Source organism: Desulfarculaceae bacterium (assembly GCA_020444545.1).
Lineage (GTDB): Bacteria > Desulfobacterota > Desulfarculia > Desulfarculales > Desulfarculaceae > Desulfoferula.
Map to the genome: position 1 here is coordinate 481,875 of JAHLKT010000001.1, position 25,865 is coordinate 507,739.

At 65.2% G+C, this 25,865-nt stretch carries 23 protein-coding genes and 1 tRNA gene; 18 read left to right on the forward strand and 6 right to left on the reverse strand.

What is annotated here, in order from left to right; genetic code table 11:
* Positions 1-65: 65 nt before the first annotated feature.
* The 3 genes from KQH53_02240 to KQH53_02250 all read left to right on the forward strand — a co-directional run bounded on the left by KQH53_02240 (position 66) and on the right by KQH53_02250 (position 4,763).
* Positions 66-632: a copper-binding protein gene (locus tag KQH53_02240; GenBank protein ID MCB2225469.1), complete on the forward strand. Its 567-nt coding sequence runs from the start codon at positions 66-68 to the stop codon at positions 630-632.
* A 186-nt stretch (positions 633-818) separates the two neighbouring features.
* Positions 819-2,078 (forward strand): diguanylate cyclase, encoded by a 1,260-nt coding sequence (locus tag KQH53_02245; GenBank protein MCB2225470.1) that lies wholly within the window; start codon positions 819-821, stop codon positions 2,076-2,078.
* 489 nt (positions 2,079-2,567) lie between these two features.
* Entirely contained in the window at positions 2,568-4,763 is a 2,196-nt protein-coding gene (locus KQH53_02250; GenBank protein ID MCB2225471.1) for a PASTA domain-containing protein, read from the forward strand.
* A gap of 562 nt (positions 4,764-5,325) precedes the next feature.
* Here KQH53_02250 and KQH53_02255 read toward each other — a convergent pair.
* Positions 5,326-5,769, reverse strand: coding sequence for a carboxypeptidase-like regulatory domain-containing protein (locus KQH53_02255; GenBank protein ID MCB2225472.1), 444 nt, complete (start codon positions 5,767-5,769; stop codon positions 5,326-5,328).
* Between the two features lie 118 nt (positions 5,770-5,887).
* Here KQH53_02255 and lnt point away from each other — a divergent pair, with 118 nt between their 5' ends.
* From lnt to KQH53_02290, 7 genes are all read left to right on the forward strand, one after another.
* The gene (gene lnt, locus KQH53_02260; GenBank protein MCB2225473.1) at positions 5,888-7,480 is read left to right on the forward strand and encodes an apolipoprotein N-acyltransferase; all 1,593 of its coding nucleotides are present in this window, start codon (positions 5,888-5,890) and stop codon (positions 7,478-7,480) included.
* Positions 7,481-7,566: 86 nt separating this feature from the next.
* Positions 7,567-8,094: a hypothetical protein gene (locus KQH53_02265; protein ID MCB2225474.1), complete on the forward strand. Its 528-nt coding sequence runs from the start codon at positions 7,567-7,569 to the stop codon at positions 8,092-8,094.
* A gap of 41 nt (positions 8,095-8,135) precedes the next feature.
* Entirely contained in the window at positions 8,136-8,666 is a 531-nt protein-coding gene (locus tag KQH53_02270; protein ID MCB2225475.1) for a hypothetical protein, read from the forward strand.
* A 113-nt stretch (positions 8,667-8,779) separates the two neighbouring features.
* Complete coding sequence (locus KQH53_02275; protein ID MCB2225476.1) at positions 8,780-10,492, forward strand: efflux RND transporter periplasmic adaptor subunit; 1,713 nt, start codon at positions 8,780-8,782, stop codon at positions 10,490-10,492.
* Between the two features lie 52 nt (positions 10,493-10,544).
* On the forward strand, positions 10,545-11,234 hold the full coding sequence (locus tag KQH53_02280; protein ID MCB2225477.1) for an ABC transporter ATP-binding protein: 690 nt from the start codon (positions 10,545-10,547) through the stop codon (positions 11,232-11,234).
* Entirely contained in the window at positions 11,231-12,427 is a 1,197-nt protein-coding gene (locus KQH53_02285; protein MCB2225478.1) for an ABC transporter permease, read from the forward strand. Before KQH53_02280 ends, KQH53_02285 begins: the two co-directional genes overlap by 4 nt.
* A gap of 4 nt (positions 12,428-12,431) precedes the next feature.
* Entirely contained in the window at positions 12,432-14,012 is a 1,581-nt protein-coding gene (locus KQH53_02290; protein ID MCB2225479.1) for a TolC family protein, read from the forward strand.
* A gap of 117 nt (positions 14,013-14,129) precedes the next feature.
* Here the strand turns inward: KQH53_02290 and KQH53_02295 are convergent.
* A tRNA-Met gene (locus tag KQH53_02295) sits at positions 14,130-14,206 on the reverse strand.
* Positions 14,207-14,345: 139 nt separating this feature from the next.
* Between KQH53_02295 and sucC the strand changes: the two genes are divergently transcribed.
* The 5 genes from sucC to KQH53_02320 are packed head-to-tail and all read left to right on the forward strand — an operon-like array spanning position 14,346 to position 18,685.
* Positions 14,346-15,515 carry an ADP-forming succinate--CoA ligase subunit beta gene (gene sucC, locus KQH53_02300; protein MCB2225480.1) on the forward strand — a complete coding sequence of 390 codons (1,170 nt, stop codon included), beginning with the start codon at positions 14,346-14,348 and terminating at the stop codon, positions 15,513-15,515.
* Positions 15,512-16,381 (forward strand): succinate--CoA ligase subunit alpha, encoded by an 870-nt coding sequence (gene sucD / locus KQH53_02305; protein MCB2225481.1) that lies wholly within the window; start codon positions 15,512-15,514, stop codon positions 16,379-16,381. The genes sucC and sucD overlap by 4 nt, the downstream gene beginning before the upstream one ends.
* 13 nt (positions 16,382-16,394) lie before the next feature.
* A complete protein-coding gene (locus tag KQH53_02310) occupies positions 16,395-17,432 on the forward strand; it encodes a hypothetical protein (GenBank protein ID MCB2225482.1) in 1,038 nt (345 codons plus the stop codon).
* A 23-nt stretch (positions 17,433-17,455) separates the two neighbouring features.
* Positions 17,456-18,031, forward strand: coding sequence for a GNAT family N-acetyltransferase (locus tag KQH53_02315; GenBank protein ID MCB2225483.1), 576 nt, complete (start codon positions 17,456-17,458; stop codon positions 18,029-18,031).
* Positions 18,032-18,052: 21 nt separating this feature from the next.
* Positions 18,053-18,685 (forward strand): hypothetical protein, encoded by a 633-nt coding sequence (locus KQH53_02320; GenBank protein ID MCB2225484.1) that lies wholly within the window; start codon positions 18,053-18,055, stop codon positions 18,683-18,685.
* A gap of 371 nt (positions 18,686-19,056) precedes the next feature.
* Here KQH53_02320 and KQH53_02325 read toward each other — a convergent pair whose 3' ends face one another.
* From KQH53_02325 to KQH53_02340, 4 genes are all read right to left on the reverse strand, one after another.
* On the reverse strand, positions 19,057-19,350 hold the full coding sequence (locus KQH53_02325; GenBank protein MCB2225485.1) for a GIY-YIG nuclease family protein: 294 nt from the start codon (positions 19,348-19,350) through the stop codon (positions 19,057-19,059).
* Positions 19,351-19,682: 332 nt separating this feature from the next.
* Complete coding sequence (locus tag KQH53_02330; protein MCB2225486.1) at positions 19,683-20,621, reverse strand: universal stress protein; 939 nt, start codon at positions 20,619-20,621, stop codon at positions 19,683-19,685.
* Between the two features lie 18 nt (positions 20,622-20,639).
* Positions 20,640-20,876 (reverse strand): hypothetical protein, encoded by a 237-nt coding sequence (locus tag KQH53_02335; protein ID MCB2225487.1) that lies wholly within the window; start codon positions 20,874-20,876, stop codon positions 20,640-20,642.
* Positions 20,873-21,469: a hypothetical protein gene (locus KQH53_02340; protein ID MCB2225488.1), complete on the reverse strand. Its 597-nt coding sequence runs from the start codon at positions 21,467-21,469 to the stop codon at positions 20,873-20,875. The genes KQH53_02335 and KQH53_02340 overlap by 4 nt, the downstream gene beginning before the upstream one ends.
* Before the next feature lie 211 nt (positions 21,470-21,680).
* On the opposite strand from KQH53_02340, the gene KQH53_02345 reads away from it, so the two are divergent.
* The 3 genes from KQH53_02345 to KQH53_02355 all read left to right on the forward strand — a co-directional run bounded on the left by KQH53_02345 (position 21,681) and on the right by KQH53_02355 (position 25,855).
* On the forward strand, positions 21,681-22,829 hold the full coding sequence (locus KQH53_02345) for an acyl-CoA dehydrogenase family protein (GenBank protein MCB2225489.1): 1,149 nt from the start codon (positions 21,681-21,683) through the stop codon (positions 22,827-22,829).
* 94 nt (positions 22,830-22,923) lie between these two features.
* The gene (locus tag KQH53_02350; protein ID MCB2225490.1) at positions 22,924-24,099 is read left to right on the forward strand and encodes an acyl-CoA dehydrogenase family protein; all 1,176 of its coding nucleotides are present in this window, start codon (positions 22,924-22,926) and stop codon (positions 24,097-24,099) included.
* 16 nt (positions 24,100-24,115) lie between these two features.
* The gene (locus tag KQH53_02355) at positions 24,116-25,855 is read left to right on the forward strand and encodes a glutaconyl-CoA decarboxylase subunit alpha (protein ID MCB2225491.1); all 1,740 of its coding nucleotides are present in this window, start codon (positions 24,116-24,118) and stop codon (positions 25,853-25,855) included.
* Positions 25,856-25,865: the final 10 nt, after the last annotated feature.

Sequence of the window (25,865 nt, forward strand, 5' to 3'; positions counted from 1 at the left end):
GTTTCGGCTTTCGGTGATGCCCCGCCGGAGGCGGTCGCTACAAAAACACGATAAGGAGTTGAAGCATGAAAAGGTTGATCTTGGTGATCCTGGCCATGGCCTTGGTGTTGGGCCCGGTGTCTCTGGCCATGGCCGCCGGCGGGGGCGGCCAGCCGGGGGTGGTGGCGGTGGAGGTGGTGCAGCTCGGCGGCACCGTGACCGCGCTGGACCTTAAGGCGCGCAAGGTGACCATCAAAGGCGACGGCGGCAAGGAGGTGGTCCTCAACGCCAAGCAGGCCCGCAACCTGGAGCAGGTCAAGGTGGGCGACAAGGTGCTGGTGGACTTCATCCAGTCCCTGGCCCTGTTCGTGACCAAGCCCCAGGGCGGCCCCGCGGCCGGCGCGGCCCAGGTGGTGACCCTGGCGCCCAAGGGCCAGAAGCCCGGCGGCATCGTGGCCGACGTGGTGGAGCTTAGGGCCCAGGTGGTGGCCATCGACTACAAGGCCCGCACCGTGGCGCTCAAGGGCCCGGCCGGCAAGGTGCGCACCCTGAAGATCGGCCCCGACGCCAAGGACTTCGATCAGGTAAAAAAGGGCGACGACGTGGTGCTGCGCTACACCGAGGCAGTGGCCCTTACCGTGAGCAAGCCCTAGCCCGCAACCTCTCGCGTATTCTATCGGACCGGCCGGGGCTGATGCCCCGGCCGGTTCTTTTTGCCGGGGGGCGGGCCCGAGGCAAAAAGCTACAACTCGCCGGGGTTTTTTGGCGCGGCCGATTGTTGTCGCGCCCGGGCTATGTTAAATCAAATATATTGGCGCCCCTAAAAAAAGGTGTTCGCAATGTCCGATCCCATACGCCTGCTTCTGGTCGAGGACAGCAAAACCTACAGCATGCTCATCCAGGGCATCTTGGCGGAGATGACCCGCGAATCGTATTTGGTCCAAGCGGCCGACGCCTTGGAACCGGCCATCGCGGCGGCCGGGGACTTCGACCCGGATGTAATCCTTTTGGACCTGTTTCTGCCCGATAGCGAGGGGCTGGACACCCTGCGCCGCATGAAGAGCGCCTTTCCGGACAAGGCCATCGTGGTGCTCAGCAGCCTGGATGACGAGGGCACGGCCTTTCAGGCCATCAGGGACGGCGCCCAGGACTACCTGTTCAAATCTGAGACCGACCCCAAAACCCTGGAACGGGCCATCCGCTATTCCCGGGAGAGGAACCAGATCGAGCAGGCCCTGCTGCGCAGCCAAAACCTGGTGCGCGAGATGTTGGACTCCATCCAGGCGGGCATCGTGGTAATCGATCCCCACGATCGCCGCTTCGTGGACGCCAACTCCGTGGCCCTGGACATGTTCGGAGCCTCCAATGGCGAGGTCTTGGGCGAGGTGTGCCACCGCTATCTTTGCCCGGACAACAACGACCAGTGCCCCATCACCCACCGGGGGTTGACGGCGGACTACTCCGAGGGCCAGCTCCGCAGGGCCGACGGCGAAAGGACGCCCATACTCAAGACCGCGGCTCTGGTCAATCTGGACGGCAAAGAGCGCTTGGTGGAAAGCTTCATGGACATCTCGGCCCTGAAGGAGGTGGAGCAGGAGCTGCGCCATCTTTCCCTGACCGACGAGCTGACCGGCATCGCCAACCGGCGCCAGTTCATGTACACCGCCGCCCTGGAGACCAAGCGGGCCGCGCGCTACGGCCAGGCCATATCCCTGCTCAACATCGATGTGGACGAATTCAAGAAGATCAACGACACCCTGGGCCATCATGCCGGCGATCTGGTGCTGCGCAAGCTGGCCAAGCTGATCAGCCAAGAGCTGCGCGACAGCGACATTTTCGGCCGGGTGGGCGGAGAGGAGTTCGGCATCATCCTCCTGGAGACCTCCTCGGAGGCCGCCCTGGAGGTGGCCGAAAGGCTACGCAAAAAAATTGAAGGCCACGCCTTCCAGGCCGAGGGCCAAGAGATATCCTGCACCATCAGCCTGGGGCTGGCTTCCTTTGACCCCGAAACCGACGACCTGGATTCCTGGCATAACCGGGCCGACCAGGCCCTGTACCTGGCCAAGGAAAAGGGCCGCAACCGGGCGGAGGCCCTTTAGGCCTCCTGCCGGGCAAGCTCTGGATGCGGCCAAAAATAACAGGCCGCGTGGTTTCCCAGACGTCCTGCGGCAATCTCAAACCAGGGGAATTGCTTCTGCCCGGCGCCGCTATTTTCGGCGGCGGGGAGAGTCTTAAAAGCTTATCCGGGCCTTGGGGGCGATCAGTCCAGAAAATCTCCTTGGCTTGACCGCCTATCAGCGACAACTTACTATGCTTTAAAATTGGAGGGCTGGCGTTTTCCCGCGGAATTGCCGAGAATAATCGGCAGGCAAAGCTGAAAGAAAGCGTTGGGGACCCATTTCCCCCGCCCCGCAGCCGTTGGCGCCGCAAAACGGACCCTTGATTCGATAAGCGGCTTTTTACCGCATATTCTGGAACTGCCTTAGCACATGCCCCATCTGCCCTTACGCCTCTTGAGCCTCATTTATCCCTTGTTTTTGACTCTCTGCCTGGCCGGCCCGGCATGGGCCGCGCCCGGGCAGGACCCCTTGGCCGCCAGCTATGCCCAGTTGCGCGACATCACCGGCCGCATGGGCAACTTTGCCTCCAGCCGGGATTGGGACAATCACAAGGGGGCCATGAAGGCTATCCAGGCGGACCGCAAGAAGGAGGCCCTGCTCACTCCCCAGGTGCTCAAGCATGCTGCAATGTTCAACCGGGCCCTTGGGCACGCCAGGGATCTGTACCTCCTGGCCAAACAGGTGAAAGGCCGGGCCGGGGCGCTGAAAGCCCTGTATGCCCAAGCCGCCCGCCAAGCCCGCGCCGCCTGCGCCGCAAATGACAAGGGCCGCATAACCGCCCAGCAGATCAAGCTGCAAAAGACCCTGGCTCAGGCCGTGGTGGAGCAAAAGGCGCTGGACGCGGCCATGGGGCAAGCCCAAAAGGCCAACGCCTGGTTGCGCGCCAATTGGGGCAGGCTACGGGCCCTGGGCGACAAGGCCCAACGGGCGCATGAGCTCCACGAACGGGCCCGCAAGCTGGAGTTGGGCTATTTCAGCGATGAACCTTACTACTATTTCGAAAAACAGCGCGAGCGGATGAATGCCCTTTTCAGCGAGTTGGACCGGGTGCTACGCCAAGGGGCCAAGCAAGTGGGGAGCAACCAAAACCTGGTGTGGAGCATATACAAGAGCGCCCGCCGGGGAACCCCGCCACCGGGAAACCTGACCCCCGCCCAGGCCGAGTACGCCCGCCAATGCGTGGCCATACTGACCCCGCTCTTCACCCGCCTGAAAAAAGATCCTCTGCTGTTAAAAAACAGTAATAAGCTGGAGCCCACCGGCAGTCCGGATGAGGCCCAACACCGCTCCATGCTCGACGAGCGCCACACCGAGCTGCTCCGGCTGGTGCACGCCTGGCAGCAGACGCAGGACGTGCCCAAAGTATTCGGCGACATGGCCCAGGCCTATGCCGCGGTGCGCCAGGCGCGGGGCGCGGCCCTGGCCGCCGCCAAAAAGGCGGACGCTTGCTATGCCCGGGCCGAGCGCAAGCAAAAGGCCCTGCTGGCCAAGCGCTGCCCGGAGCACGCTTTTGCCCAGTGGGACCCGGCGGGGAACCGGGCCACCTGCGCCTGCAACGCCGCAAAAGGATGGGTGTGGAACCAGGACCGCAGCGACTGCGTGCCCCTTTCCTTGTGCCGCAAGCTGTGGAGCGCCCTCCGCAAGTTCTCCGCCGAGGGCAACCAAAAGCAGGCCGCCTCCAGCCTGGCCGCCATCAACCGGCACAAGTGCCCCGGCCAGGCCCAATTGCAGGCCCAGCGGTCGGTGCCCAACCTGGTGGGCATGAGCACCGCGCAGGCGGCCCAGGCCCTGGGGCGAGCGGGGCTCAAGTACAAGATAAGCTCCGCCGGGCCCGCGACCAGGCCCGGGCAGGCGAGCAAGGTGGCCACCCAGAACCCCGCCCCCGGCGCGGCCCTCAGGGCGGGTAGCACGGTGCGCCTGAGCGCCTACGGCCCGCCCAAGCAGAGCCAGGCCCAGGCCGCCAAAAAGGAACGCTGCCGCAAGTTGGCGCTTGCCTACAACCAGGCCCTATCGAAAAGCGACCGCCGGGCCGCCTACCAGGCGGTAGGCCAGGCGCAAGGCTGCTCCTGGCAAACCAAGGCCCAGGCATTTTTGCGCTGCCATGATTTAAGCCGTAACTACGACTCTGCGTTCTCCCAGGCTCAGAAAAGCCAGAACCTGGGCGGGCTAAAAAGCATCCTGACCCAGGCCAGGGGATGCTACTGGTACGACAAAGGGCGCTCCAAGGCGCTGTGCCTGCGGGCGGCCATTATCTTTGACCGCAACATCGCCGCCCGCCAAACCCGGGAGGCCGGCAAGGCCCTGGCCTATGCCCGGCAAAACAACTGCTACTGGCGCCAGGTCGGAGAGCGCATTTTCGCCCAGGCCGCCCGCCAGGCCCCAGCTCAGGCCGTCCCCCCGGCCACCCGGCAACAGCAGGCCCCACCGGCCCAGCAGGCCAGGCGCCTGACCCCGCAGGAGGAGTGCCGCCGTATGGACGCCATCGCCCTGCGCGCGTGTCGAAACGGGGCGACCATGGACAGTTTGGACGCGGCCTTCAATCCCATGGCCAGACGCTGGAAGCAGTTGGGTTGCAAAATCTCTCCGGCCCTGGACCGGTGTGTCGACGCCGTGATGGAACGGGAGATCGGCGGGATTTTCAAGGGCTGGAGATTGTCGAACTAGCCTCGTGAAGAGTCCTCCCTGCAGGGCTCGGCCAGCCAGAAGCCTATGCCTGCCCTTGGCCCTACATTAGGAGATGGTTGCCCTAACGGGGGCGCATCCGATGGCCAACGTCCGTTTTGGGGCACCCATGCATGAAATGGCGTGAGGAATCTGAAAATTAGGCAAGAAAAATGGGCTAGCCGATGTCGGCTAACCCATTTAATTTTTTATGGTAGCGGGGAGAGGATTTGAACCTCTGACCTTCGGGTTATGAGATGATTTCTAAATACAATTATATCACTAAGTTAAAAGGGTTGTGGTTGCAAATGGGTGCGAATCCATGCACCCAGCACCCCCAATCCGCACCCTATACGCACCTAGTCCGTGGCCGTCGGCTTGTCTGTTATTGGAGTTTTTCAGGGAGGAATTGCACGAATAATTTTTTGGCGTGCGTCCCTGCTTAAACTTTTAGCCGACTACCTTCATGCGACAACATGACCTGCCGGGGGAGCCCCAACAATCTTGCGGGGTCCGGCCTCTAGACCGGTCCCCGCTTGCATTTGGTCGGAGTGAAGTTAGCCGGTCAATATTCTGATTGGCCGCGTTTCCAGTCACCGTCGTCAGGGCCCGACACAACCAGTTTTTCGCCAGGTTTCACTTGCAGAATAAAATCAACAGTGATGCTTTTAACGCCCCCGCCTTGCTGGCTCGCCACGGGACAACTTCGTTTCTGGGTCTTGAAGCCCTCTATATTGACCGCGATGGCGTAAACGCCCTCGGGTATGAATCGAAAAGCATACTTGCCCTGGGCATTGGTCACGGCGACCCTGCTGCGGCCGTCGCCCTTGTTGGTTATGCGTACGTGTACGCCGGTCAAAGGCGTCCCGTTCTGGTCCGTGACGGTGCCCGCGACATTGGCTCCGGGGAATTCCAAACCCGCCCAAACCCCCGGGGCAAACAGGACCACGGCTAACAGCAGGACGAAAATTCTGGCAATTACGGCATACATGATCCAGGGACGTATCATTGGCAAAACGCCGGAGGCAAGCCAGGATTGTGAGGTGGGATCCGTGCTACGATCTTTTCCTCCTCACATTACCTGGCTACCTTAATCATTGGCCTTAACAGGTAAGGGAACACCCCGCGTGCCATTTGCCTTGAACCATACCTGGCGCCTGATCCTGGTGACCTGCGCGGTGGGCCTATTCGCTGCCAGCTCGCCGGGCACGGGCCTGTCTTGGTTGACCTGGGTGGCCATGCTTCCCTTTGCCCTGGCCATGCGAGGCGTGCGGCCCCTGTGCGGCCTGGCCTGGGGGCTGGCCTACGGCCTGGGCATCTGGCTGGTCGCCATCTGGTGGCTCGAGATCGGGCTCATGGCCTGGGTGAACATCCCGGCCTGGTCGGCCCGGGGGCTCACCCTCCTGGCCTGCCTGTACCACGCCCTGCCCTACGCGGCCTTCGGCCTGGTCTGCGGGTGGATGAACCGGCGCGGCCGCGCCTTGGGCCCGCTGCGCGCCGCCCTGTGGCTCGGCGTGCTGGTGAGCCTGTTCCCCGGCCTATTCGACGGCAGCCTGGCCCATCATCTCTTTGACCAGCCCCTGTTCATCCAGATGGCTGATCTGGGCGGCGCGCCCCTGCTGCTGTTCCTGGTGGTCCTGGTCAACTGGCTGGGGGCCGAGCTGCTGGCCGGGCTTCTGCGCCGCCGCTGGCTGTGGTCCCGGGCCGTGGCCCTGGCGCTGGTCGTGGCCGTGGTGGCGGGCTATGGCGCGTTGCGTCTGAACCAGTTCCGCGCGCTGGCCGCAGCTGCCGCGCCGGATCGTTTCGTCAGCCTCACCGTCCTGCAGCCCAATGTGCCGGTGCGGGGTCAGGGTCCGGAGCCCGTCCAGGCGGCCCTGGAGGCCCGGGCCTTGGCGCTCGCCCAGGCCGCGCCGCCGGGCAGCGTGGCTTTGTGGCCCGAGGTTCCCCCGGCCCTGGACTGCGGCCGGGTGCCGGGCGGCCAGGCGCTGGCCTCGTTCCTGCCCGGCCTGGCGGCGAAGGCCGGGCGTCCGGTCATCGCGGCGTGCATGGACTACGAGCCCGGGCCGGGCGGCTCCTGGCTTTTCAGCGAGGCCCAGTACAACGCGGCCGCGTTCTACGGGCCAGAGGGCGGCATCAGGGCGGTCTACCGCAAGCGCAAGCTCTTCCCCTTTGCCGAATACCTGCCCCTGGAGCATCGCTTTCCCTGGCTGCGTGATCTGTTCCCCGGCGCGGAGCACTACCGGCCCGGCGGCGGGGTGGTGCTGTTCGACCTGGGCCCCGGCGCGCGGGCCATACCCACCCTGTGCTACGAGGTGCTGTTCCCGGGCCTGATCCGCCAGGGCCGGGCCGCCGGGGGCAACCTGATAATCAACCTGAGCGACGACGCCTGGTTCGGCAGCAGCCAGGCGGCCGCCCGGCATCTGTCCCTGGCCCTTTTGCGCAGCGTGGAGTTCCGCGTGCCCTTGGTGCGGGCCACCAACTCGGGCCTGGGGGCGCACGTGGCGGCCAGCGGCGAGATAATGCCGGGCAGCCTCACGCCTGCATTCAAAGCCGCCACGCTCAGCCGTGCCATGTTCATCCCCGGCGCTGACCTGCGGCCCCTGTACCCGCTGATCGCGCCTTGGCTGCCCTGGCTCGGCCTGGTTCTGATCGCGGGGGACGCCCTGCTGGCCCGGCGGAGCCGGCGGGGGCGTGCAAAAGGATTTGACCCGGCGGCGTAAATAAACAGTATTAAAGCCCTGCCATTCATGAAACTATAGGGAAAATCGATTACGCCGTCCGGCACGCCTCGATAGAGGGGGTTTCCATGGTCCGCACTTACCTGGAATTTGCGTTGACGATCGTTCTGGGCCTGGGCCTCGGCGCTTTCGTGACCACCGGCCCGGCCTGGGCGGCCGGAGGTGGAAAACAGACGTGCGACAAGACCGTATGGGATTGCGTGAAAAAGGCCCAAAGGGTGAACTGCAACCGGCCCTGGACGCAAGCATCGGCACCTCCTGCGTATCCTGGGCAGGGGCGTATGTATGAGAATCAAAGCCTGTGCAAAGGCTACATGAAATGGTGGGTAGGGCCGGGGACGACACTGGCCAGGAGCTGCCCCTCAAAAAACCAGAGGGTAAGCGACGGAAAAGTGGACGCGGCCATTAAAAGGGCGCGCCGCGAGATGGTGCATGAGTGCTTCAAATTTCATGTTTTCCTGAATCCCAACGCATCAGAATCGGCCGGAGTCAACCGGTACCCGGGGCGCGACCAGAACGGGGCCAATTGCACGGCTTTTGCCGACACCTTCGCGCAGTGCCTGCATGACAAGTACAAGCGCAATCCCTTCAAATAGCCGGGACGGACGACCGTTTCATTGCCCGCAAAAGGATTCCCATGCTCATAAAGATGATCAAGATCACGCTGTCGTTGATCCTGGCCCTGGGCCTGGGCGCTTCCGTGTCCGCAAGCCCGGCCTGGGCCGCGGGCAGCCAGAAGCAACAGTGCGACCGCGCAATATGGGATTGCGTGAAAAAAGCCAAAAGGATGACCTGCAGCAGGGACCAATTTTACGCCCGCATTGTCCTGGACAATAAAGAGTATGCAAATCAAATGCTGTGCGATGGACCGCACAAATGGTGGGCCGCACCCGGTGGGACCCTGGCCAGGCAATGCCCCTCAAAGGGCCAGATAGTCAACGCCGCCTCGGTTGACGCGGCCATTAATAGGGCCCACAGCGACATGGCCCACAACTGCGTCAAATATCATGTTTTCCGGGTTCCCGATGCAGGACCGAATCATCCGATCAACCAATACTCAGACGCCAAGATGAACCGGGGCAATTGCAAGGCCTTTGCCGACGCCTTTGCCCAGTGCCTGCGCGCCAAGGCCAAGAAGCTCCCCGGCGGCCTAAAGCCGCATAAATAAGCGCCATCATGCGCCGGGCACGGGGAAGGCCCCCCGGGCCCGGTTCTGCTTGACCATAATCATTCCGTCAATTTAGGATGTTGTGTTTTGCTCTCCCTAGCCGAGGATGTCCCGTGGTCCGCGAGATTCCCGCCAGCCGCATAATCAGTGCCTTGAATGTGGGCGTGGTGGTTCTCCAGGGCGACGGGTCCGTTGCTTCCCTCAACCCGGCGGCCGCCCAAATCCTGGGCCTGGACGCCGCCGAGGCCCAGGGCAAGCCCCTGGCTCAGGTACTTCCCGAGCACGACTCCAACCAGCCGCTGCTATCCCTGGCCCGGGACCTGGTGGAGTCCGGCCAGGAGCTGGACCAGAGCGAGGCCGAGTACCATCATCCGGGCGGCAAGCCCCGGCAACTTTTGGTCTCGGGCTGGCCCGAGGGGGGCGAGGGCTGGGTCCTGGTCCTGGAGGACGTGAGTCACGCGGCCGAGCTGGCCGAGGCCGGCAAGGCCCAACAGCAGGAGCTGCGCGTTGCCTACCAGAAGCTGGAGGCCCAGAACCAGAGCCTCAAAGAGGCCCAGGCCCGGGGCTGGCGCATGAAGCTGGCCGCGGCCGCCCTGCTGCTGGCCTTTATCGGCGCACTCATCTGGTGGTACGAGGTGGACTATCTGCCCCAGGAGGGCTCGCCCACGTCCAGCGAACAAGCCGCCGCCGACCAGGACCTGGCCGACTTCCGAACCGCCCAGGCCCAGACCCAGGACCTCATGGTCACGGTGCCGGCCCGGGGCATGCTGGAACCCCTGGAAATGGTCACCGTCTCGGCCCAGGCCGGGGGCCACGTGGAGGCCCTGGATTTCAAGCTGGGACAGGAGGTGCCCAAGGGTCAGGTGCTGCTGCGCCTGGACCAGCGGGAGCTGCTGCCCAAGGTGCGCAACGCGGAGTCGGCCCTGCTCAAGGCCCGGGCCAAGATGAACGAGCTGGAGAACTGGCACCGCAGGCCCGAGTTCAAGCAGGCCCAACGCGGCCTGGACATGGCCCGCCGGGAGTTGGAGCGCAAGGAGAGGCAGTTGGCCGAGACCCAGCGCCTGCACAAGCTGGGCATCGTGGCTGGTCAGGATTTGGAGAACGCCCGCGCGGCGGTGCTACAGGCCCAGCACGCCCTGGCCACCTCCACCGAGAACCTGAGCAAGGCCAAGGAGCAGGCCTCCCCGGCCCAGCTGCGCATCGCCCGCCTCGATCTCTTGAACGCCAAGCTGGCCCTGGACGAGGCCAAGGCCCAGCTGGCCAGCACCGTGGTGCGGGCTCCGGTGGCCGGGGTGGTCATGCCCCCCATGGGCGGCGACCGGCCGGGCCGCCTGCCCGAGCGGGGGGCCAAGGTGGCCGAGGGCCAGGCCCTACTCTGTCTGGGCTCGCTCAGCCACCTGGGGGTCAAGGCCCTGGTGGACGAGTCCGAGGTTCGGCGCATAGCGGTGGGTGGCCAGGCCATGGTCACGGTGCCCGCCTTGGGGCCGCGCAAGCTGGAGGCTCGGGTGGTTTCCGTGGCGCCCCAGGCCCAGAACCGGAGCTCGAGCCCCCAGTTCCCGGTGGTGGTGGAGCTGACCAAGCTGCCCGCTGAGCTGCGAGGCAGCCTGCGCCTGGGCATGAGCGCCTCGGTGCTGTTCATCGCCTCCCAGGCCCGGGGCGCGGTGGTGGTGCCCATCCCGGCGGTGAACTTCGACGACGGCTCCCCCCGGGTGCGCCTGCCCTCGGGCCAGGGCTCCCGCTGGCAGGCGGTCAAGACCGGCATCAGCGACCATGAGTTCGTGCAGATCACCTCGGGCCTCAAGCCCGGCCAGAAGATCCTCTACTAGGGCCGTGTCCACAAAAACCCCAGAGAGCGATCCCTCCTATCCGGCCAAACCGATTGTCGATCTGAGGGGCATCACCCGCACCTTTTACTTGGGCGAGGTGGCGGTGGACGTGCTGCGGGGGGTGGACCTGAGCGTGGACCGGGGCGAGTTCCTGGCCATCCTGGGGGCTTCGGGCTGCGGCAAGTCCACCCTGCTCAACATCCTGGGCCTGCTGGACGTGCCCACCGCGGGCACCTATCGCCTGGACGGCGAGGTGGTCTCCGACCTGAACGACCGCCGTTTGAGCGCGGTGCGCAACCGCAAAATCGGTTTCGTGTTTCAAAGCTTCAACCTGCTGCCCCGGCTCAGCGCGGCGGAAAACGTGGAAATGCCCCTGATCTACCGGGGCGCGCCCGCGGCCGAGTGCCGCGAGGCGGCCATGAGCCTGCTGGAGTCGGTGGGCCTGGCCGACAAGGCCCATCACCGGCCCAACCAGCTCTCCGGCGGGCAGCAGCAGCGGGTGGCTATCGCCCGGGCCCTGGTGGGCTCGCCGGTGGTGCTCATGGCCGATGAGCCCACCGGCGCCCTGGACTCCAAGATGGGCCGCGAGATCATCGAGCTGTTCCTGCGTCTGAACGACGAACTCAAGCTGACCATAGTAATGATCACCCACGACGAGCATCTCTCGCGCCAGGGCAGCCGGAGGGTGTGGATGGCCGACGGCGGCAGCCTCAAGGACATGCCCCGGGAGGACGCGGCGTGATCCTGCTGGTCAACCTCAAGGAGGCGGTGCGCAGCCTGTTGGCCTCCAAGCAGCGCACCCTCCTGGCTCTCTTGGGGGTGATCATCGGCATCGGCAGCGTTATGGCCATGCTGGCCATCGGCGAGACCATCAAGGCCGAGTCCATGCGCCAGTACCAGGCCATGGGCACCGACATCCTCACCATCCGGCCCGAGGCCCAGCCTCGGCCGGGCGAGCCGTGGGGCGCCATGGCGGTGATCACCCCGGAGGACATGACCCGCCTGGCCCGCTACAGCCGCGCTATCCGGCGTTATTCGCTCATCGTGGAAACCAGCGCCACCCTGCGCGCCGGACGGGCCAAGCTGGAAAACGCCACGCTCAATGGGGTGCAGGCGGCCTACCGGCAAATCAAGCGGCTCAAGATGGCGAGGGGTCGCTTTATCAGCCCCCTGGACCAGGGGCGCCATCACCTCGTGCTGGGCAGCCAGGTGGCCCGGGACCTGGACCGGGCCGGGGCTCCACGCCCTCTGAGGGAGTTGACCATCAAGGGGCGCATCTACAAGGTCATCGGGGTGCTGGCCCCAGCCGATCTGGGCTATGACTCGGACACGGTGAACCGGGCCGCCTTTGCGCCAGTGGGGATGGCCCTGCGCATGGACGGCCAGACCGGGGCGGGCTCGGCCGTGGTGCAGGTGAAGCGGGGGACTGACCACGCCGCGGCCGGGGCCGAGCTCAACCGCCTGATGCAGGGCTTCACCCACGGCCGGGTGAGCCTGGAGGTGGAAAGCCCCAAGCAACTGTTGCAGCAGATGGCCGCCCAGATGCGCCTGTTGACCCTGCTCCTGGCCGCGGTGGGCTCCATCAGCCTGGTGGTGGGCGGGGTGGGCATCATGAACATGATGCTGGTGTCGGTGGCCGAGCGCCGCCGCGAAATCGGCATCCGCCGGGCCATGGGGGCCCAAAAGGGCTACATAACTTTTCAGTTCCTGGTGGAGAGCGTGATCCTCTCCGGGGCGGGCGGGATCATCGGCATCGCGGCCGGCCTGGGCGGGGCCTGGCTGGCGGCGGATATGCAGAAGTGGCAATTCCAAATGCCCCTGGACGCGGTGGGGCTGTGCCTGGGGGTGGCCTTGGGGGTGGGCCTGTTCTTCGGCTATTACCCGGCACGCAAGGCGGCGGGCATGCAGATAATCGACGCCCTGAAGACGGAATAGAGCATTGCGGCGAGTACTGGCATTAATCTGTTGCCTGGCCCTGCTGGGGCCGCTGAGCGCCCTGGCCCAGGGGCGGGAGGAGCCCGGGGTCAAGGCCGGCAAGCAGATGGAGATCCTCACCGCGCCGCCCGACCCCAAGGACGTGCCGGTGACCGGGGGCAAACGCCGGGTGCCCTTGAAGCTCTTGGACACCATCCGCCTGGGCATGACCGACAACATTGAGGTGAAAAAGGGCATCCTGGACCGGGCCACCTCGGTGGAGAACCTGCTGCTGGCCGAGCGCATCTTCGAGCCGGAGTTCAACATCACCGGCGGCTACGCCTACAACGCGGGCAGCGACCAGGACAACCGCAACCTGGGGGTGGAGGTGACCAAGCGGCTGGAGACCGCGGGCCGCCTGAGCTTCTCCTGGAACCAGGCCAACATCCTGGACCGCAACGCCGGCTCCACCGACAACCAGGCCACCCTGAGCGCCAAGCTGACCCAGCCCCTGCTGCGCGGGGCGGGCATCACCGTGGGCACCGCCGAGGTGGTCCAGGCCCAGTACAGCGAGGCCCAGGAGTTCCAGAGTTTCCGCTCTCTGCTCATGGGCAAGCTCACCGAGATACAGGCCGCCTATTGGGACCTGCTGTTGGCCCTGGAGAACCGCCTGAGCGCCATCCGGGCCCTGGAGGCCAGCCGCAACCAGCTAAAGAAGAACAAGATGCTCATCCAGGCCGGCCGCATGCCCGCCGCGGACTTGGTGCAGACCGAGCAGGAGGTGGCCCGCAACGAGGTGAACCTGCTCAACCAGGACCTGGCCGTGGAGAACGCCAACCGCACCCTGGTCAACCTGCTGGACCTGAACGAGACCATCGTGATCCTGCCCATCGAGGGCTTCATCTTCCGGGCGGTGAAGGTGGACTACCAGGCCCTGGCCGACCAGGCCTTCAAGACCAACACCAACATCCTCACCCAACAGATATCGGTGAAAAACGCCAAGCTGAACCTGAAGTTGGCCGAGTCAAACGCCCTGGACGAGGTTAACCTGGAGATCGGCACCAGCCAGACCGGCAGCGGCGGCAGCCCGGGCGAGGCCCTGGACGAGGCCAAGAACCTGGGCTCGGGCTGGAGCGGCTCGGTGGTGTTCAACATCCCCCTGGGCCTGCCCCGTGACCGTTTGCAGCAGCAGGTGACCATAGCCAAGCGCAGCCTGATCAAGACCAAGCTGGATTTGCACCAGGCCAGCCGCAACCTGCGCCAGAGCATCCGCGACCGGGTCAACGACGTGGAGCGCAATCTGCGCCAGATCAAGATCGGCCAGCAGTCGCTCAACCTGGCCCAGAGGAAGTACGACATTCAGCTGGTCAAGCTGGAGCTGGGCAAGGCCAACAACTATCAGGTGCTCCTGTTCCACCGCGACCTGGTGAGCGCGGCCGACTCGCTGCACGGCTCAATCGCCAGCTATCTGAAATCCCTGGCCCAACTGGACGAATTGGTGGGCACCGCCCTCGCGACCTGGAACATCCAGGTGGTCAAGCCGGTGCCGCCCCATCTGCCCAAGCTGAATCTCAAGGGCCTGGAGGTGCCGGCTCCTTTCAAGTAGACGGCGTGGGCCTTAAAACAAACCGAAACGGAAAAAGAGGAAAACATGTTTCGGCACCTCAGCCGCGCCCAGCCAAAAAGAATGGGTTAGCCGAAACGGCTAACCCATTGAAATCTTTGGTAGCGGGGAGAGGATTTGAACCTCTGACCTTCGGGTTATGAGCCCGACGAGCTACCGAACTGCTCCACCCCGCGTCAAGTGGGGATGAATATACCGTCTGGCCTGGTGCCTGTCAACAGAACCCCCCTAAAGCTTGCGCCTCCCGGCCTACCGTTGTAGGATGCTAACTCTTGGAACAAGGGACTATATTCAGCTAGCAAAGGACATAGTCACATGAACGTCCATGAATACCAAGCCAAACAATTAATGGCTTCTTTCGGGGTTCCGGTGCCCAAGGGCGGCCTGGCCGTAACCCCCGACGAAGCCGTGGAAATCGCAAAACAACTGGGCAGTGACGTATGCGTGGTCAAGGCCCAGATTCACGCCGGCGGGCGCGGCAAGGGCGGCGGCGTCAAGGTATGCAAGAGCCTGGACGAGGTCAAGGCCGCGGCCGAGGCCATCCTGGGCATGCATCTAGTCACCCACCAGACGGGCCCCGAGGGCAAGCTGGTGCACAAGGTCTGGATCGAGGAAGGCACCGACATCGCCCGCGAGCTCTACGCGGCGGTGGTGTTGGACCGCGGGGCCGAGCGCCTGGCGGTGATGGCCAGCCCCTCGGGCGGCATGGACATCGAGAAGGTGGCCGAGGAGACCCCGGAGCTTATCTTCTCCACCCGCATGGACCCCGGCCAGCCGCTGTGGGACTTCCAGTGCCGCCAGCTCCTGTTCGGCTGCGGGCTGGACGCGGCCCAGGTGCGCCAGGGCACGGCCATGCTCCAGGCCCTGGTGAAGATGGCCATGGCCAAGGACGCCACCCTGGTGGAGATCAATCCCCTGGCCGTCACCGGCGAGGGCAAGCTCATCGCCCTGGACGGCAAGATCAACTTCGACGACAGCGCCCTTAGGCGCAACCCGGACATCGCCGAGCTCAAGGACCCCACCGAGACCGACGAGCTGGAGCTCACCGCCACCAGCCTGGGGCTGAACTACATCCGCCTGGACGGCAACGTGGGCACCATGGTCAACGGCGCGGGCCTGGCCATGGCCACCATGGACGTGGTCAACCAGGCCGGGGCCAAGCCGGCCAACTTCCTGGACGTGGGCGGCGGCGCCAACGAGGAGATGATCACCAAGGGCTTCGAGATCATCCTGGATGACCCCAACGTGGAGGCCATCCTCATCAACATCTTCGGCGGCATCCTCAGGTGCGACGTGCTGGCCGCCGGGGTGGTGGGCGCGGCCCAGAAGATCGACCTCAAGGTGCCCCTGGTGGTGCGCCTGGAGGGCACCAACGTGGAAGAAGGCAAGCGCATCCTCGGCGAAAGCAGCATCAAGTTCGAGGTTGCCGGTTCCATGAGCGAGGCCGCGGCCAAGGTGGCGGCGGTGCTGGGAGGTCAGGGATGAGCATCCTGGTAGACAAAAACAGCCGCATCGTGGTGCAGGGCCTCACCGGCAAGGAGGGCATGTTCCACGCCGAGCAGATGATCGCCTATGGCACCAACGTGGTGGCCGGGGTGACCCCGGGCAAGGGGGGCAGCGAGGTCCTGGGCGTGCCGGTGTTCGACACCGTGGCCGAGGCGGTCAAAGAGACCGGCGCCGACGTTTCCCTGGTGTTCGTGCCCGCCGCCTTCGCGGCCGACGCGGCCTGCGAGGCCTCGGACGCGGGCGTGGCCCTGGTGGTGGTCATCTCCGAGCACATCCCGGTGATGGACATGATCCGGGCCAAGGCTTTCCTCAACGCACGGGGCACCAAGATGATCGGGCCCAACTGCCCGGGCATCATCACCCCCGGCCAGGCCAAGGTGGGCATCATGCCCGGCTACATTCACGTGCCGGGCTCGGTGGGCATCGTCAGCCGCTCGGGCACCCTGACCTACGAGGTGGTGCACCAGATCACCGCCGCGGGCCTGGGCCAGAGCACCTGCATCGGCATCGGCGGCGACCCCATCATCGGCCTGAACTTCGTGCAGCTCTTGGAGCTGTTCCGCGACGATCCGGGCACCGAGGCGGTCTGCCTCATCGGCGAGATCGGCGGCGACGCCGAGGAAAAGGCGGCGGCCGTGGTGGCCGCGGGCTATCCCAAGCCGGTGTTCGGTTTCGTGGCCGGGCTCACCGCCCCTCCGGGCAAGCGCATGGGCCATGCCGGGGCCATCATCTCCGGCAGCAAGGGGCGCGCCCAGGACAAGCTCGCGGCCATGGAAGCGGCGGGCATAACGGTGGTCAAGGCCCTGGGCGAGTTCGGGGCCACGGTGGCCGCCACCCTCAAGTAAGCGAGAAGAGCGCGTGGCCGGCATCGGCATAATAGGCTTCGGCCGTGTGGGGCGCTGCCTCATGCGGGTGCTGGCCGCGCGCGGCCTTACCTCCCAGGTTCGGGCCATCGCGGAGCTCAACCCCGGCGGCCGCGACAACCGCCAGCTCACCGAGAACCTGGCCTACCTCCTGGCCGCCGACAGCACCTACGGGCCCTTCCCGGGCAAGGTGGAGGCGGCGGGCACCTCGCTGGTGGTGGACGATAACCCCATCCCGGTGAGCTACATCCCCCATCCCCAGCAGGTGGACTGGGCCGGGCACGGAGCCACGGTGGTGGTGGAGGCCTCGGGCGACCCCCAGGCCACGGCCGAGGCGCGGGGCCTCCTGAGCCAAGGCGTGGCCAAGGTGCTGTTCACCCGCTCGGCGGCCACGGCCGACGTGACCCTGATCCGGGGCATCAACCTGGACACCTACGACCCGGCGGCCCACCGCCTGATCTCCTGCTCCACCTGCACGGCCAACGCCCTGGCCCCGGTCCTGGGCGTGATCCACGAGGCCTACGGGGTGCGGCGGGGGGCCATCCTCACGGTGCACCCGGCGCTCTCGGGAGACATGCTCCTGGACGGCCCGGCCAAGGAGTTCGCGGCCGGGCGCAGCGCCCTGGGGGTGCGGGCGGTGAACAGCGAGGTGGCCCGCACCACCGGCCAGGCCCTACCCGCCCTGGCCGGCCGCCTGACCGCCATGAGCCTCCGGGTGCCCACCCAGGTGGTCAACGCGCTCATCGCCGACTTGGTGCTGGAAAAGCCCCCCTCCTCTCCGGCCGAGGTCATCGCCCTTTTGGAGCGGGCCGTGGCCGGGCGCCTGAGCGGGGTGGCCGCCCTGGAGCGGGGCCTCATGGGGCGCCCCCGGGCGGCGGCCGATTTCCGGGGCGACCCCCACTCTGCCCTCATCGACACGAATTGGCTGGCCCTCAGCGGCGAGCTTTTGCGTCTACATCTCTGGCACGACAACGAGTACGCTTATTGCTGCCGCGTGGCCGACACCTTGGAACTCATCCTGAGCCGGCTCTAATCCTGGCCGGCGGGAGGCGCTTCATGCCTTTCTCCAAGCACGGCTATCCCCGGCCCCTGATCCTCAAGAACGGCCAAGAAGTCTGGCTGCGGCCCATTGAGCCGGACCAGGACGAGGCGGCGCTGTTCAAGTTTCTGGACGGCCTGAGCCACGACGACCGCTGGTATCTGGACTTCGACGCGGGCGAGGCGGACACGGTGCGCGCCTGCTTTGTGAACTACAAGGCAGCCGAGCTGTTGCCCATCGTGGCCACGAACCAGGAGGGGCTCATCGTGGGCCTGGGCACCCTGGAGCGCAACCATCCCGGAGCCCGGGGCCACATCGGCCGGGTGCGGGTGGTGGTGGCCCGCGACTTCCGCAACCAGCGCCTGGGCACCTACATCCTGCTGGATCTGATCCAGCTCTCGGTGAACCTGGGCCTAAGGGTGCTCACCGCGGAGTTCATCCGGGGCATCGAGAACCCGGCCATCCGCGCCGCCCGCCGCCTGGACTTCTTCGAGCAGGCGGTGCTGCCCGAGTTCGCCAAGGACCCCCGGGGAAACCGCTACGACCAGGTGATCATGGTCAAGCGCATCCACCGCGGCTACGACGACTTCTAGGCCCATGCCTCCCGTCGCGCCATGACCCCTCCCCCTCAATCCCGGCAGGTGGAGACCCCGCGCGGGCCGGTCTTGGTGCGCGACCGCTTTACTCCCCAGGAAATAGAGGAGCTTGAGCTGGCCCAGGGCATCGGGGTGTTCAGTGCCTACCGCTCCATCCTGACCAGCAAGGCCAGCCTGGCCAACGTGGCCGCCCAGCCCCAGAGCAACCTCTGCCTGAGCCTGTTCGAAGGCAAACGCATCGTGGGTTATTGCGTGCTGCGGCCGCCCCAGGAGGGCGAGCGCTGGGTGCGCCTGAAGCCGCCGGTGATGTTCGAGGTGTTCGGGGAGACCGCGCGGGGCTGGCGCGACCACAAGCTGATGACCCCCATGCTCCAGATGCTCATGAACGACCCGGCCAACGCCGAGCGCATCCTTTACATCGTGGGCTACTCCTGGACCTGGGACCTGGACTACACCAAGAAGTCCTTGCAGGAGTACCGCGACACCCTGGTCCACCTCCTGGGCCGCCTGGGCTTCAAGCAGTACCCCACCAACGAGCCCAACATCGGGCTACGGGCCGAGAACCTGTTCATGGCCCGGGTGGGCGAGGCGGTGAGCAAGGAGACCACCAAGGCCTTCCACAACCTGCTCTTCGGCATGGGGGAGGATTAGGGGGAGACTGTTTTCTTGCCGGGGGGCTATTCGAACAAACCAAGCTTTGTTATTGCGAGCAAAGCGAAGCAATCCCTGCTTGCAAGAGACGGCGTCGCCTACGCGAAGAGTGCTTGGGTGGGCGTGTTTGCGGTAATCGCGTCGCGCTGCCTGATGCGCTGCCGCCTCCTACCGCACAGAGATTGCCGCGTCGCGGCCAGGAGGCCGCTCCTCGCAATGACAAGGCCGTGCTTTTTTTGTGGATTGCTTGAAAAATCCGGGCCGATTGAGTCGTTTTGGGTTTGTAAAAGGAAAAGTACTTTGTCATTGCGAGCGAAGCGAAGCAATCTCTGCCCGGAGCAGGTGCCACGGATTCGGTTAGCGCCAAGTGCTCACCAAAGGTCCTCGCTCAAGTCTTTCCAGTAAGGGTTCAGCTCCCTGATTAAATCCAGCTTCTTTTGGCGGGAGCCCGCCTTTATCTGCTTCTCGCGGGCAATGGCTTCCTGAATATCCCCGAACGGCTCGGCATAGACCAGCTTGTCGGCCTTGTATTTGGCGGTGAAGGAAGATGAGCGCCCTCTGTGCTGCTCCATGCGCTGGCGCAGGTCGCCGGTCACGCCGGTGTAGAGCACCTTGTGGCTTTTGTTGGTGAGGATGTAGACCCAGTATTGCTTGGATGGAGACACCCGAAAAATTTAGCCTTATTAACTGCCTCTCATTGTCCTTTGGGAGCGTCTGCTGCGAACCGAGATTGCCGCGTCGCGGCCAAGAGGCCGCTCCTCGCAATGACAATGATTTTATTTAACATCCCCCCAAGCAGAGCATCCGGGCGTCGCCAGACAAGGCGGACCGTTCTGCGGCTGCAAACGATCCCGCCCGAGCCCACCCCCAGGCGGCACAGTCAGGCGTGGCTAGGCAAGGCGCCGGGCAAGCGACAGCCGGAGGCGTAGCCTTTAGCTACGTCGAGGCTGGAGCGAAGCCCGCAACGCAGCATAGCCGCGTCTGACGTGGCCGCCCGCTACCCGACGATCCAGACGGCGATGTCCTTGCTCTTAGCCAACACCTTGTCGCTGACATGGCCCAGGAAGAAGGAGCGGTTTTCGCCGCGGCGGCCCAGGACCACGGTGCCGTAGCCGCCCTGCTTTACCTCGTCCAGCACCGCGCCGGCCACGGACAGGCCGCCCTCCTTGCTCTTGGTCTCCACCTGCTCGGGCCCCAGGCCCGCGTCGGCCAATACCCGCAAGGCCCGGGCGTAGAAGTCGTCCATGCACTGGCCGTCGGAGTTCATCAGGTCGGCCTCGATGTCCTCGGCCAGGTCTTTTTCCAGAAAGTCCAGGGTGCAATAGTTGCCCAGGGAGGCGCCCACGTGGAACAGGGTGATCTTGGTGTCCGGGTTCTCGCCCATCATGAAGGCCAGATGGTCCACCGCCCGTAGCGAGCCCTCGGAGCCGTCCACCGGGCAGAGCACCTTGCGGCTATCCACCGAGCCGCCCACCACCCACACCGGCAAACGCTCCGCGTGCTGCACCACCTTGTTGGTCACCGAGCCCATGAGCATCTCGGCCGCCTTGCCCTTGCCCCGGTGGCCCAGGACCAGGGCGTCGTACATGCCGTGCTCGGCCTCGAAGAGGATGTCGCGGGCCGCGTCGCTGGCCCGGGGCACCGGCTTCTGCTCGATGGCCTCTTCCCTCATGCCCGCGCGCACCAAACGCTCGGCCGCCTTGCCCAGGGCCTGGCTCGCCTGCTTGCGGTTTTTGGTCTCCAGCTCGCGCACCCGGGAAAAGGCCTCGGGGTTGCGCTGGGAGTCGCGGCGCAGATAGGGCGGGATGGGGTTCATGATGTACAGGAGGGTCACCGCGAGGTCGCGGATGAGCGCACCCTGCATCAGGCCCACGTAGTCAACCGCCTGCTGGGCCGTGGCCGAGCCGTCCACCGCGATCAGTATCTTCTTTTCCACCGTGACCTCCCTTGCTATCTAGTAGATGCCCAGCTTTAGGGCGCTGGCCCGGGCCCGAAGATGCTGCATCTGGGTGCCCAGCATCATTTTCCGCTGCTTGAGGCGATGTATCTCCGCCGCCTGGGGCGGGCCGCCGGTTGCCTCGGACTCCACCAGGCGCTTGGCCTCGGCCGCGCACTCGGCCTGCTCCTGGGCCAGCTGCTCGATTTCGGTCTCCAGCTCGGCTATTTGCACAAAGGCGTCCTGCTCGTTCATGGCTGCTTGCTCTCTCCCTTGCCGCTGGTCCCCTGCCCCGCCGTGACCGGGCAGGCGTCTATGCTTCCCGCTTCCAGGCCCCTGAGATGGGCGTCCAGGCAATCCAGCAGGGCCACCAGATCATAGGGGTTGGTGATCTCGTCCTTGCCCTGCTCGGCCACCCGGTCGCGCCAGTCGTAGTCCAGGTAGACCAGCCCGGTGAGGCCGCGTTTCCACTCCACCGCCGGGCCGGGGCGCTTGGCGTCTTGGAGCCGCTGCCAGGAGCGGGCCATGGCCTGGTAGAGCGCCTGGCGCCCCTGGTCCAGGGCCGCCTGGTCGGCGGGCGCGGTGCGGGCCAGGTCGCGGATGGCCTCCTCCACCCCCCGGAAGTAGGGCTCCAGTTCCTGGGCATAGTAGTATAGCCGAAGCTTTTCGAAGTAGGAAAGCTCGCGTCCCTTGGCGATGAGCTCGTCGCGGCCCAGGCGGCCGGAGCGCACCCCCTGGGTCAGTTCCTCCTCGCTGCCCACGGCCGGAGGGGCGGAGGTGTCCTGGGCCGGGGCCGGAAGCGCGGCCAGGAAAAGCCCGGCCAGGAGAAATAACGCAGTGCGATACATGCTTTAAAGTCTAACCTTTGCCCCGCGAGGGGCCAACCCCCCGGCACCGGGCCGAGGGCGATATTTTTAAAAAAAAGGTTTACTTGACCGCCATATTGTAGCTACATTGTGACACCACTTTCTTGTCAAGCCCAGGCAAATGGGCTATAAGGTTTAAGCTTAAGGTTAGACCTTTAGCCGCGCGGGCCGCTGGCCCATGCCGGGAGGGTGCATGCTTTTTCTGACCCAAGAGCAGCACGAGTTACGCCAACGGGTAGAGGCGTTGGTGCGCGAAAAAATCGCCCCTATCGCCCGCGAGATCGAGGGTACCCACGCCTTCCCCCAAAAGGCCTACGAGGCTTTTGCCCAAGAGAAGCTCTTCGCCTTGGCCATGCCCCGCGAATACGGCGGGGCCGAGGGAGACGCCACCAGCCTGGCCCTGATGGTGGAGACCATAGCCGCCCAGAGCCCCAGCGCGGCGCTGATGGTGTTCGTGACCAACGCGGTGTTGCGCACCATCGCCATCACCGGCACCCGCGAGCAGAAAAAGCGCCTGTTCGCGGAGCTGAAGTCCGGGGACAAGGCCCTGGGCTTTTGCCTCACCGAGCCGGACTACGGCTCGGACGCGGCCAGCCTGCAAACCAAGGCGGAGCCCACCGAGGGCGGCTACCTGGTCTCGGGCAGCAAGACCTACATCACCATCGGCCCTCACGGCCGCTACTACCTGGTCTTCGCCCGCACCGGCCCCGGCCCCCGGGCGGCGGGCATCAGCGCCCTTCTGGTGGACCGCAACGCCGAGGGCGTGGTCTTTGCGCCGCCGGAGAAAAAGATGGGCCTGCACGGCTCCATCACCAGCCAGATGTTCTTGGACAAGGTTTTCGTGCCCGAGAACATGCGCCTGTGGCCCGAGGGCGAGGGCTGGAGGGTCTTGGCCGACGTGTCCAACCCCATGCGGGTGTGGGGCGCGGCCTCCCTGGCTTTGGGCACCGCCCAGGGGGTGCTCAACGATTGCCTGAACTTCGCGGTGGAGCGCCGCCTGCTCTCCGAGCAGGCCATCGCCTTCACCCTGGCTGAAATGGAGATGCAGATCGAGGCCTGCCGCAGTCTGAACTACCGGGTGTGCCGCTTGGTGGACGACCACCGCTCCAGCGCCCGCCAGGTGGAGTCCATGGTCTCCATGGCCAAGTGCTTCGCAGCCGACACGGGCATGAAGGTGGCCGACATGGCCTCCACCGTCTTGGGAACCGAGATGGCCAAGGCGGACAACGCCTCGGCCCAACTCTTCCGGGCGGCCAAGGGCATCCAGATTTTCGACGGCTCCAACCAGATCCAGCGCCTTATCGTGGCCCGCAACCTGGCCGCCAAGGTGCGCGACAAATAGATAAACCCGGGCCGCCCCGCACCGGCCCACGCGAGGGAATGGTTTTTAACAGAGGGGACCGAGGACCGGCCCCTACCAGGAGGTAAAAAAGGAAATGGATTTCAAGCTTAGCGAAGAGTTGGTGATGCTGCGCGACATGGTGCGCGATTTCGCGTCCGAGCAGATCGCCCCCAACGCCGACGAGTGGGATGAGAATCACTACTTCCCCTACGAGGAAGTCGTCAAGCCCATGGCCGAGCTCGGCCTGTTCGGCACGGTGATCCCCGAGGAGTACGGCGGCAACGAGATGGGCTGGCTGGCCGCCATGATCATCACCGAGGAGATCGCCCGGGCATCGAGCAGCTTGCGCGTGCAGATCAACATGAACACCTTGGGCTGCGCCTTCACCATCTACCGGTACGGCACCGAAGAGGCCAAGAAGAAGTACATCGAGAAGCTGGTCACCGCCGAGTACATGGGCGGCTTCGGCATCACCGAGCCCAACGCCGGCTCCGACGTGATGAGCCTGAAGTCCACCGCCGAGGACAAGGGCGATTACTGGGTGCTCAACGGCTCCAAGACCTGGATCTCCAACGCCTCCACGGCCAACTGCGTGATCTACTACGCCTACGCCACGGTGGAAGGCAAGAAGAAGCTCTGCGCCTTTGTTTGCGACCTGAAAAACGAAGACGGCACCATGGCCGAGGGCGTGAGCGTGACCGACCTGGACAAGATGGGCAGCCGCTCCAGCCCCACCGGCGAGATCTACCTTGAGGACGTGAAAGTGCCCAAGGAGAACCTCTTGGGCGCGGTGGGCGACGGCGCCAAGATCGTCTTCGGCTCGCTGAACCAGACCCGCCTGAGCGCGGCGGCCGGCGGCGTGGGCCTGGCCCAGGCCTGCCTGGACGAGGCCATCAAGTACGCCAACGAGCGCGAGCAGTTCGGCAAGCCCATCGCCACCCTGCAGATGGTGCAGGATCAGATCGCCCAGATGGCCATCGAGATCGAGGCCGCCCGCCTGCTGGTCTACAAGGCCGCGGTGCAAAAGGACGACGGCATGCTGGGCAACACCCTGGAGGTGGCGGCGGCCAAGTACAAGTCCGGCGAGACGGCCAGCATGTGCGCCAACTACGCCATGCGCATCCTGGGCGCCTACGGCTACAGCACCGAGTACCCGGTGGCCCGTTTCTACCGCGACGCGCCCACTTATTTCATGGTCGAGGGCAGCGCGAACATCTGCAAGTTCATCGTGGCCATGGACGCCCTGGGCCTGCGCAAGGCCAACAAGTAGTCAGGAGCGACACGACATGCATCCCTATTTCCAAAACATGCCCGCCTTCGGCAAGGCCCTGAGCGACAAGAAAAAGGCCAAGGCCGAGGACAACAAGGCCGCCATCCTCGAGGTGGAGGCCAAAATCGCCGAGGAGATCGAACGGGTCAAGAACGCGGGCCTGCCCGCCGAGAAGATCCACTCCCGCGGCCAGCTGACCATCTGGGACCGCATCGAGAAGCTGGTGGACCCGGGAACCTTCCGGCCCCTGCACATCCTCTACAACCCCAAGAACAACGTGGAAGGCACCACCGGCGTGGTGGACGGCCTGGCCAAGATCGACGGCAAGTGGTGCGTGCTGGCCGGCTTTGACAACAAGGTGATGGCCGGCGCCTGGATCGCGGGCCAAGCCGAGAACCAGCTCCGGATCACCGACCTGGCCAAGCGCCTGCACATCCCGCTGGTGTGGCTGGTCAACTGCTCGGGCGTCAAGCTCACCGAGCAGGAAGAGGTCTACGCCGACCGCCGGGGCAACGGCACCACCTTCTTCCGTCATGCCGAGCTGGAGAAGCTGGGCATCCCCATCCTGGCCGGCATCTGGGGCACCAACCCCGCCGGCGGCGGCTACCAGGGCATCAGCCCCACCTACCTCATCGCCCACAAGGACTGCAACATCGCGGTGGGCGGCGGCGGCATCGTGGGCGGCATGAGCCCCAAGGGCGGCTTCGACGTGGAAGGCGCCGAGCAGCTCATCGAGGCCACCCGCCACTTCAAGGAGGTGCCCCCGGGCAGCGTGGGCATCCACCACGACAAGACCGGCTTCTTCAAGGAAGTGCACGACACCGAGGAAGGCGTGCTGAACTCCATCCGCAAGCACATGGCCCAGATGCCGGCCTATGACCTGGACTTCTTCCGGGTGGATGAGCCCAAGGAGCCCGCCTTCCCGGCCGACGACCTGTACTACCTGGTCAACTTCAACCAGAAGATGTCCTACGACTTCGACCAGTGCCTGGCCCGTCTGGTGGACGGCTCCGAGCACATGGAGTACAAGCCCGGCTACGGCCCGGAGATCTACACCGGCCTGGTCAAGATGAACGGCCTGGCCGTCGGCGTCATCGGCAACCGCCAGGGCTTCCTGCCTCCCGGCTATCCCGAATATGCCAACGGCGAGTACATGGGCATCGGCGGCAAGCTCTACCGCCAAGGCCTGATCAAGATGAACGAGTTCGTGACTCTCTGCGGCCGCGACCGGGTGCCAATCATCTGGTTCCAGGACACCAGCGGCATCGACGTGGGCGACATCGCCGAGCAGGCCGAGCTTCTGGGCCTGGGCCAGAGCCTGATCTACTCCATCGAGCAGACCGACGTGCCCATGATGCTGGTGCTTCTGCGCAAGGGCACCGCCGCCGCCCACTACGTCATGGGCGGCCCCACGGCCAACAACAACAACTCCTTCACCCTGGGCACCGCCACCAGCGAGATCTACGTGATGCACGGCGAGACCGCCGCGGCCGCCAGCTTCTCGCGCCGCCTGGTCAAGGAGAAGGACGCGGGCCGCGACCTGCAGCCGGTCATCGACAAGATGAACGACTTGGCCCAGATGTACTACGACAAGTCCCGCCCCTGGTACTGCGCCTTCCGGGGCTTCGTGGACGAGGTGGTCAACTACAGCGACCTCAGGAGCTACCTCACCGCCTTTGCCGAGGCCTCCTACCAGAACCCGCTGTCCCTGTGCCCCCATCACCACATGATGATCCCGAGGATCATCAAGGGCTGAGGGCCTAAGA

Bases quoted from the DNA above. Each gene is read 5' to 3' on its own strand.
- KQH53_02240 (MCB2225469.1), top strand. From the start codon at position 66: ATGAAAAGGTTGATCTTGGTGATCCTGGCCATGGCCTTGGTGTTGGGC.
- KQH53_02245 (MCB2225470.1), top strand. From the start codon at position 819: ATGTCCGATCCCATACGCCTGCTTCTGGTCGAGGACAGCAAAACCTAC.
- KQH53_02255 (MCB2225472.1), bottom strand. From the start codon at position 5,769: ATGATACGTCCCTGGATCATGTATGCCGTAATTGCCAGAATTTTCGTC.
- KQH53_02265 (MCB2225474.1), top strand. From the start codon at position 7,567: ATGGTCCGCACTTACCTGGAATTTGCGTTGACGATCGTTCTGGGCCTG.
- KQH53_02270 (MCB2225475.1), top strand. From the start codon at position 8,136: ATGCTCATAAAGATGATCAAGATCACGCTGTCGTTGATCCTGGCCCTG.
- sucC (MCB2225480.1), top strand. From the start codon at position 14,346: ATGAACGTCCATGAATACCAAGCCAAACAATTAATGGCTTCTTTCGGG.
- sucD (MCB2225481.1), top strand. From the start codon at position 15,512: ATGAGCATCCTGGTAGACAAAAACAGCCGCATCGTGGTGCAGGGCCTC.
- KQH53_02315 (MCB2225483.1), top strand. From the start codon at position 17,456: ATGCCTTTCTCCAAGCACGGCTATCCCCGGCCCCTGATCCTCAAGAAC.
- KQH53_02320 (MCB2225484.1), top strand. From the start codon at position 18,053: ATGACCCCTCCCCCTCAATCCCGGCAGGTGGAGACCCCGCGCGGGCCG.
- KQH53_02335 (MCB2225487.1), bottom strand. From the start codon at position 20,876: ATGAACGAGCAGGACGCCTTTGTGCAAATAGCCGAGCTGGAGACCGAA.
- KQH53_02340 (MCB2225488.1), bottom strand. From the start codon at position 21,469: ATGTATCGCACTGCGTTATTTCTCCTGGCCGGGCTTTTCCTGGCCGCG.
- KQH53_02345 (MCB2225489.1), top strand. From the start codon at position 21,681: ATGCTTTTTCTGACCCAAGAGCAGCACGAGTTACGCCAACGGGTAGAG.
- KQH53_02350 (MCB2225490.1), top strand. From the start codon at position 22,924: ATGGATTTCAAGCTTAGCGAAGAGTTGGTGATGCTGCGCGACATGGTG.
- KQH53_02355 (MCB2225491.1), top strand. From the start codon at position 24,116: ATGCATCCCTATTTCCAAAACATGCCCGCCTTCGGCAAGGCCCTGAGC.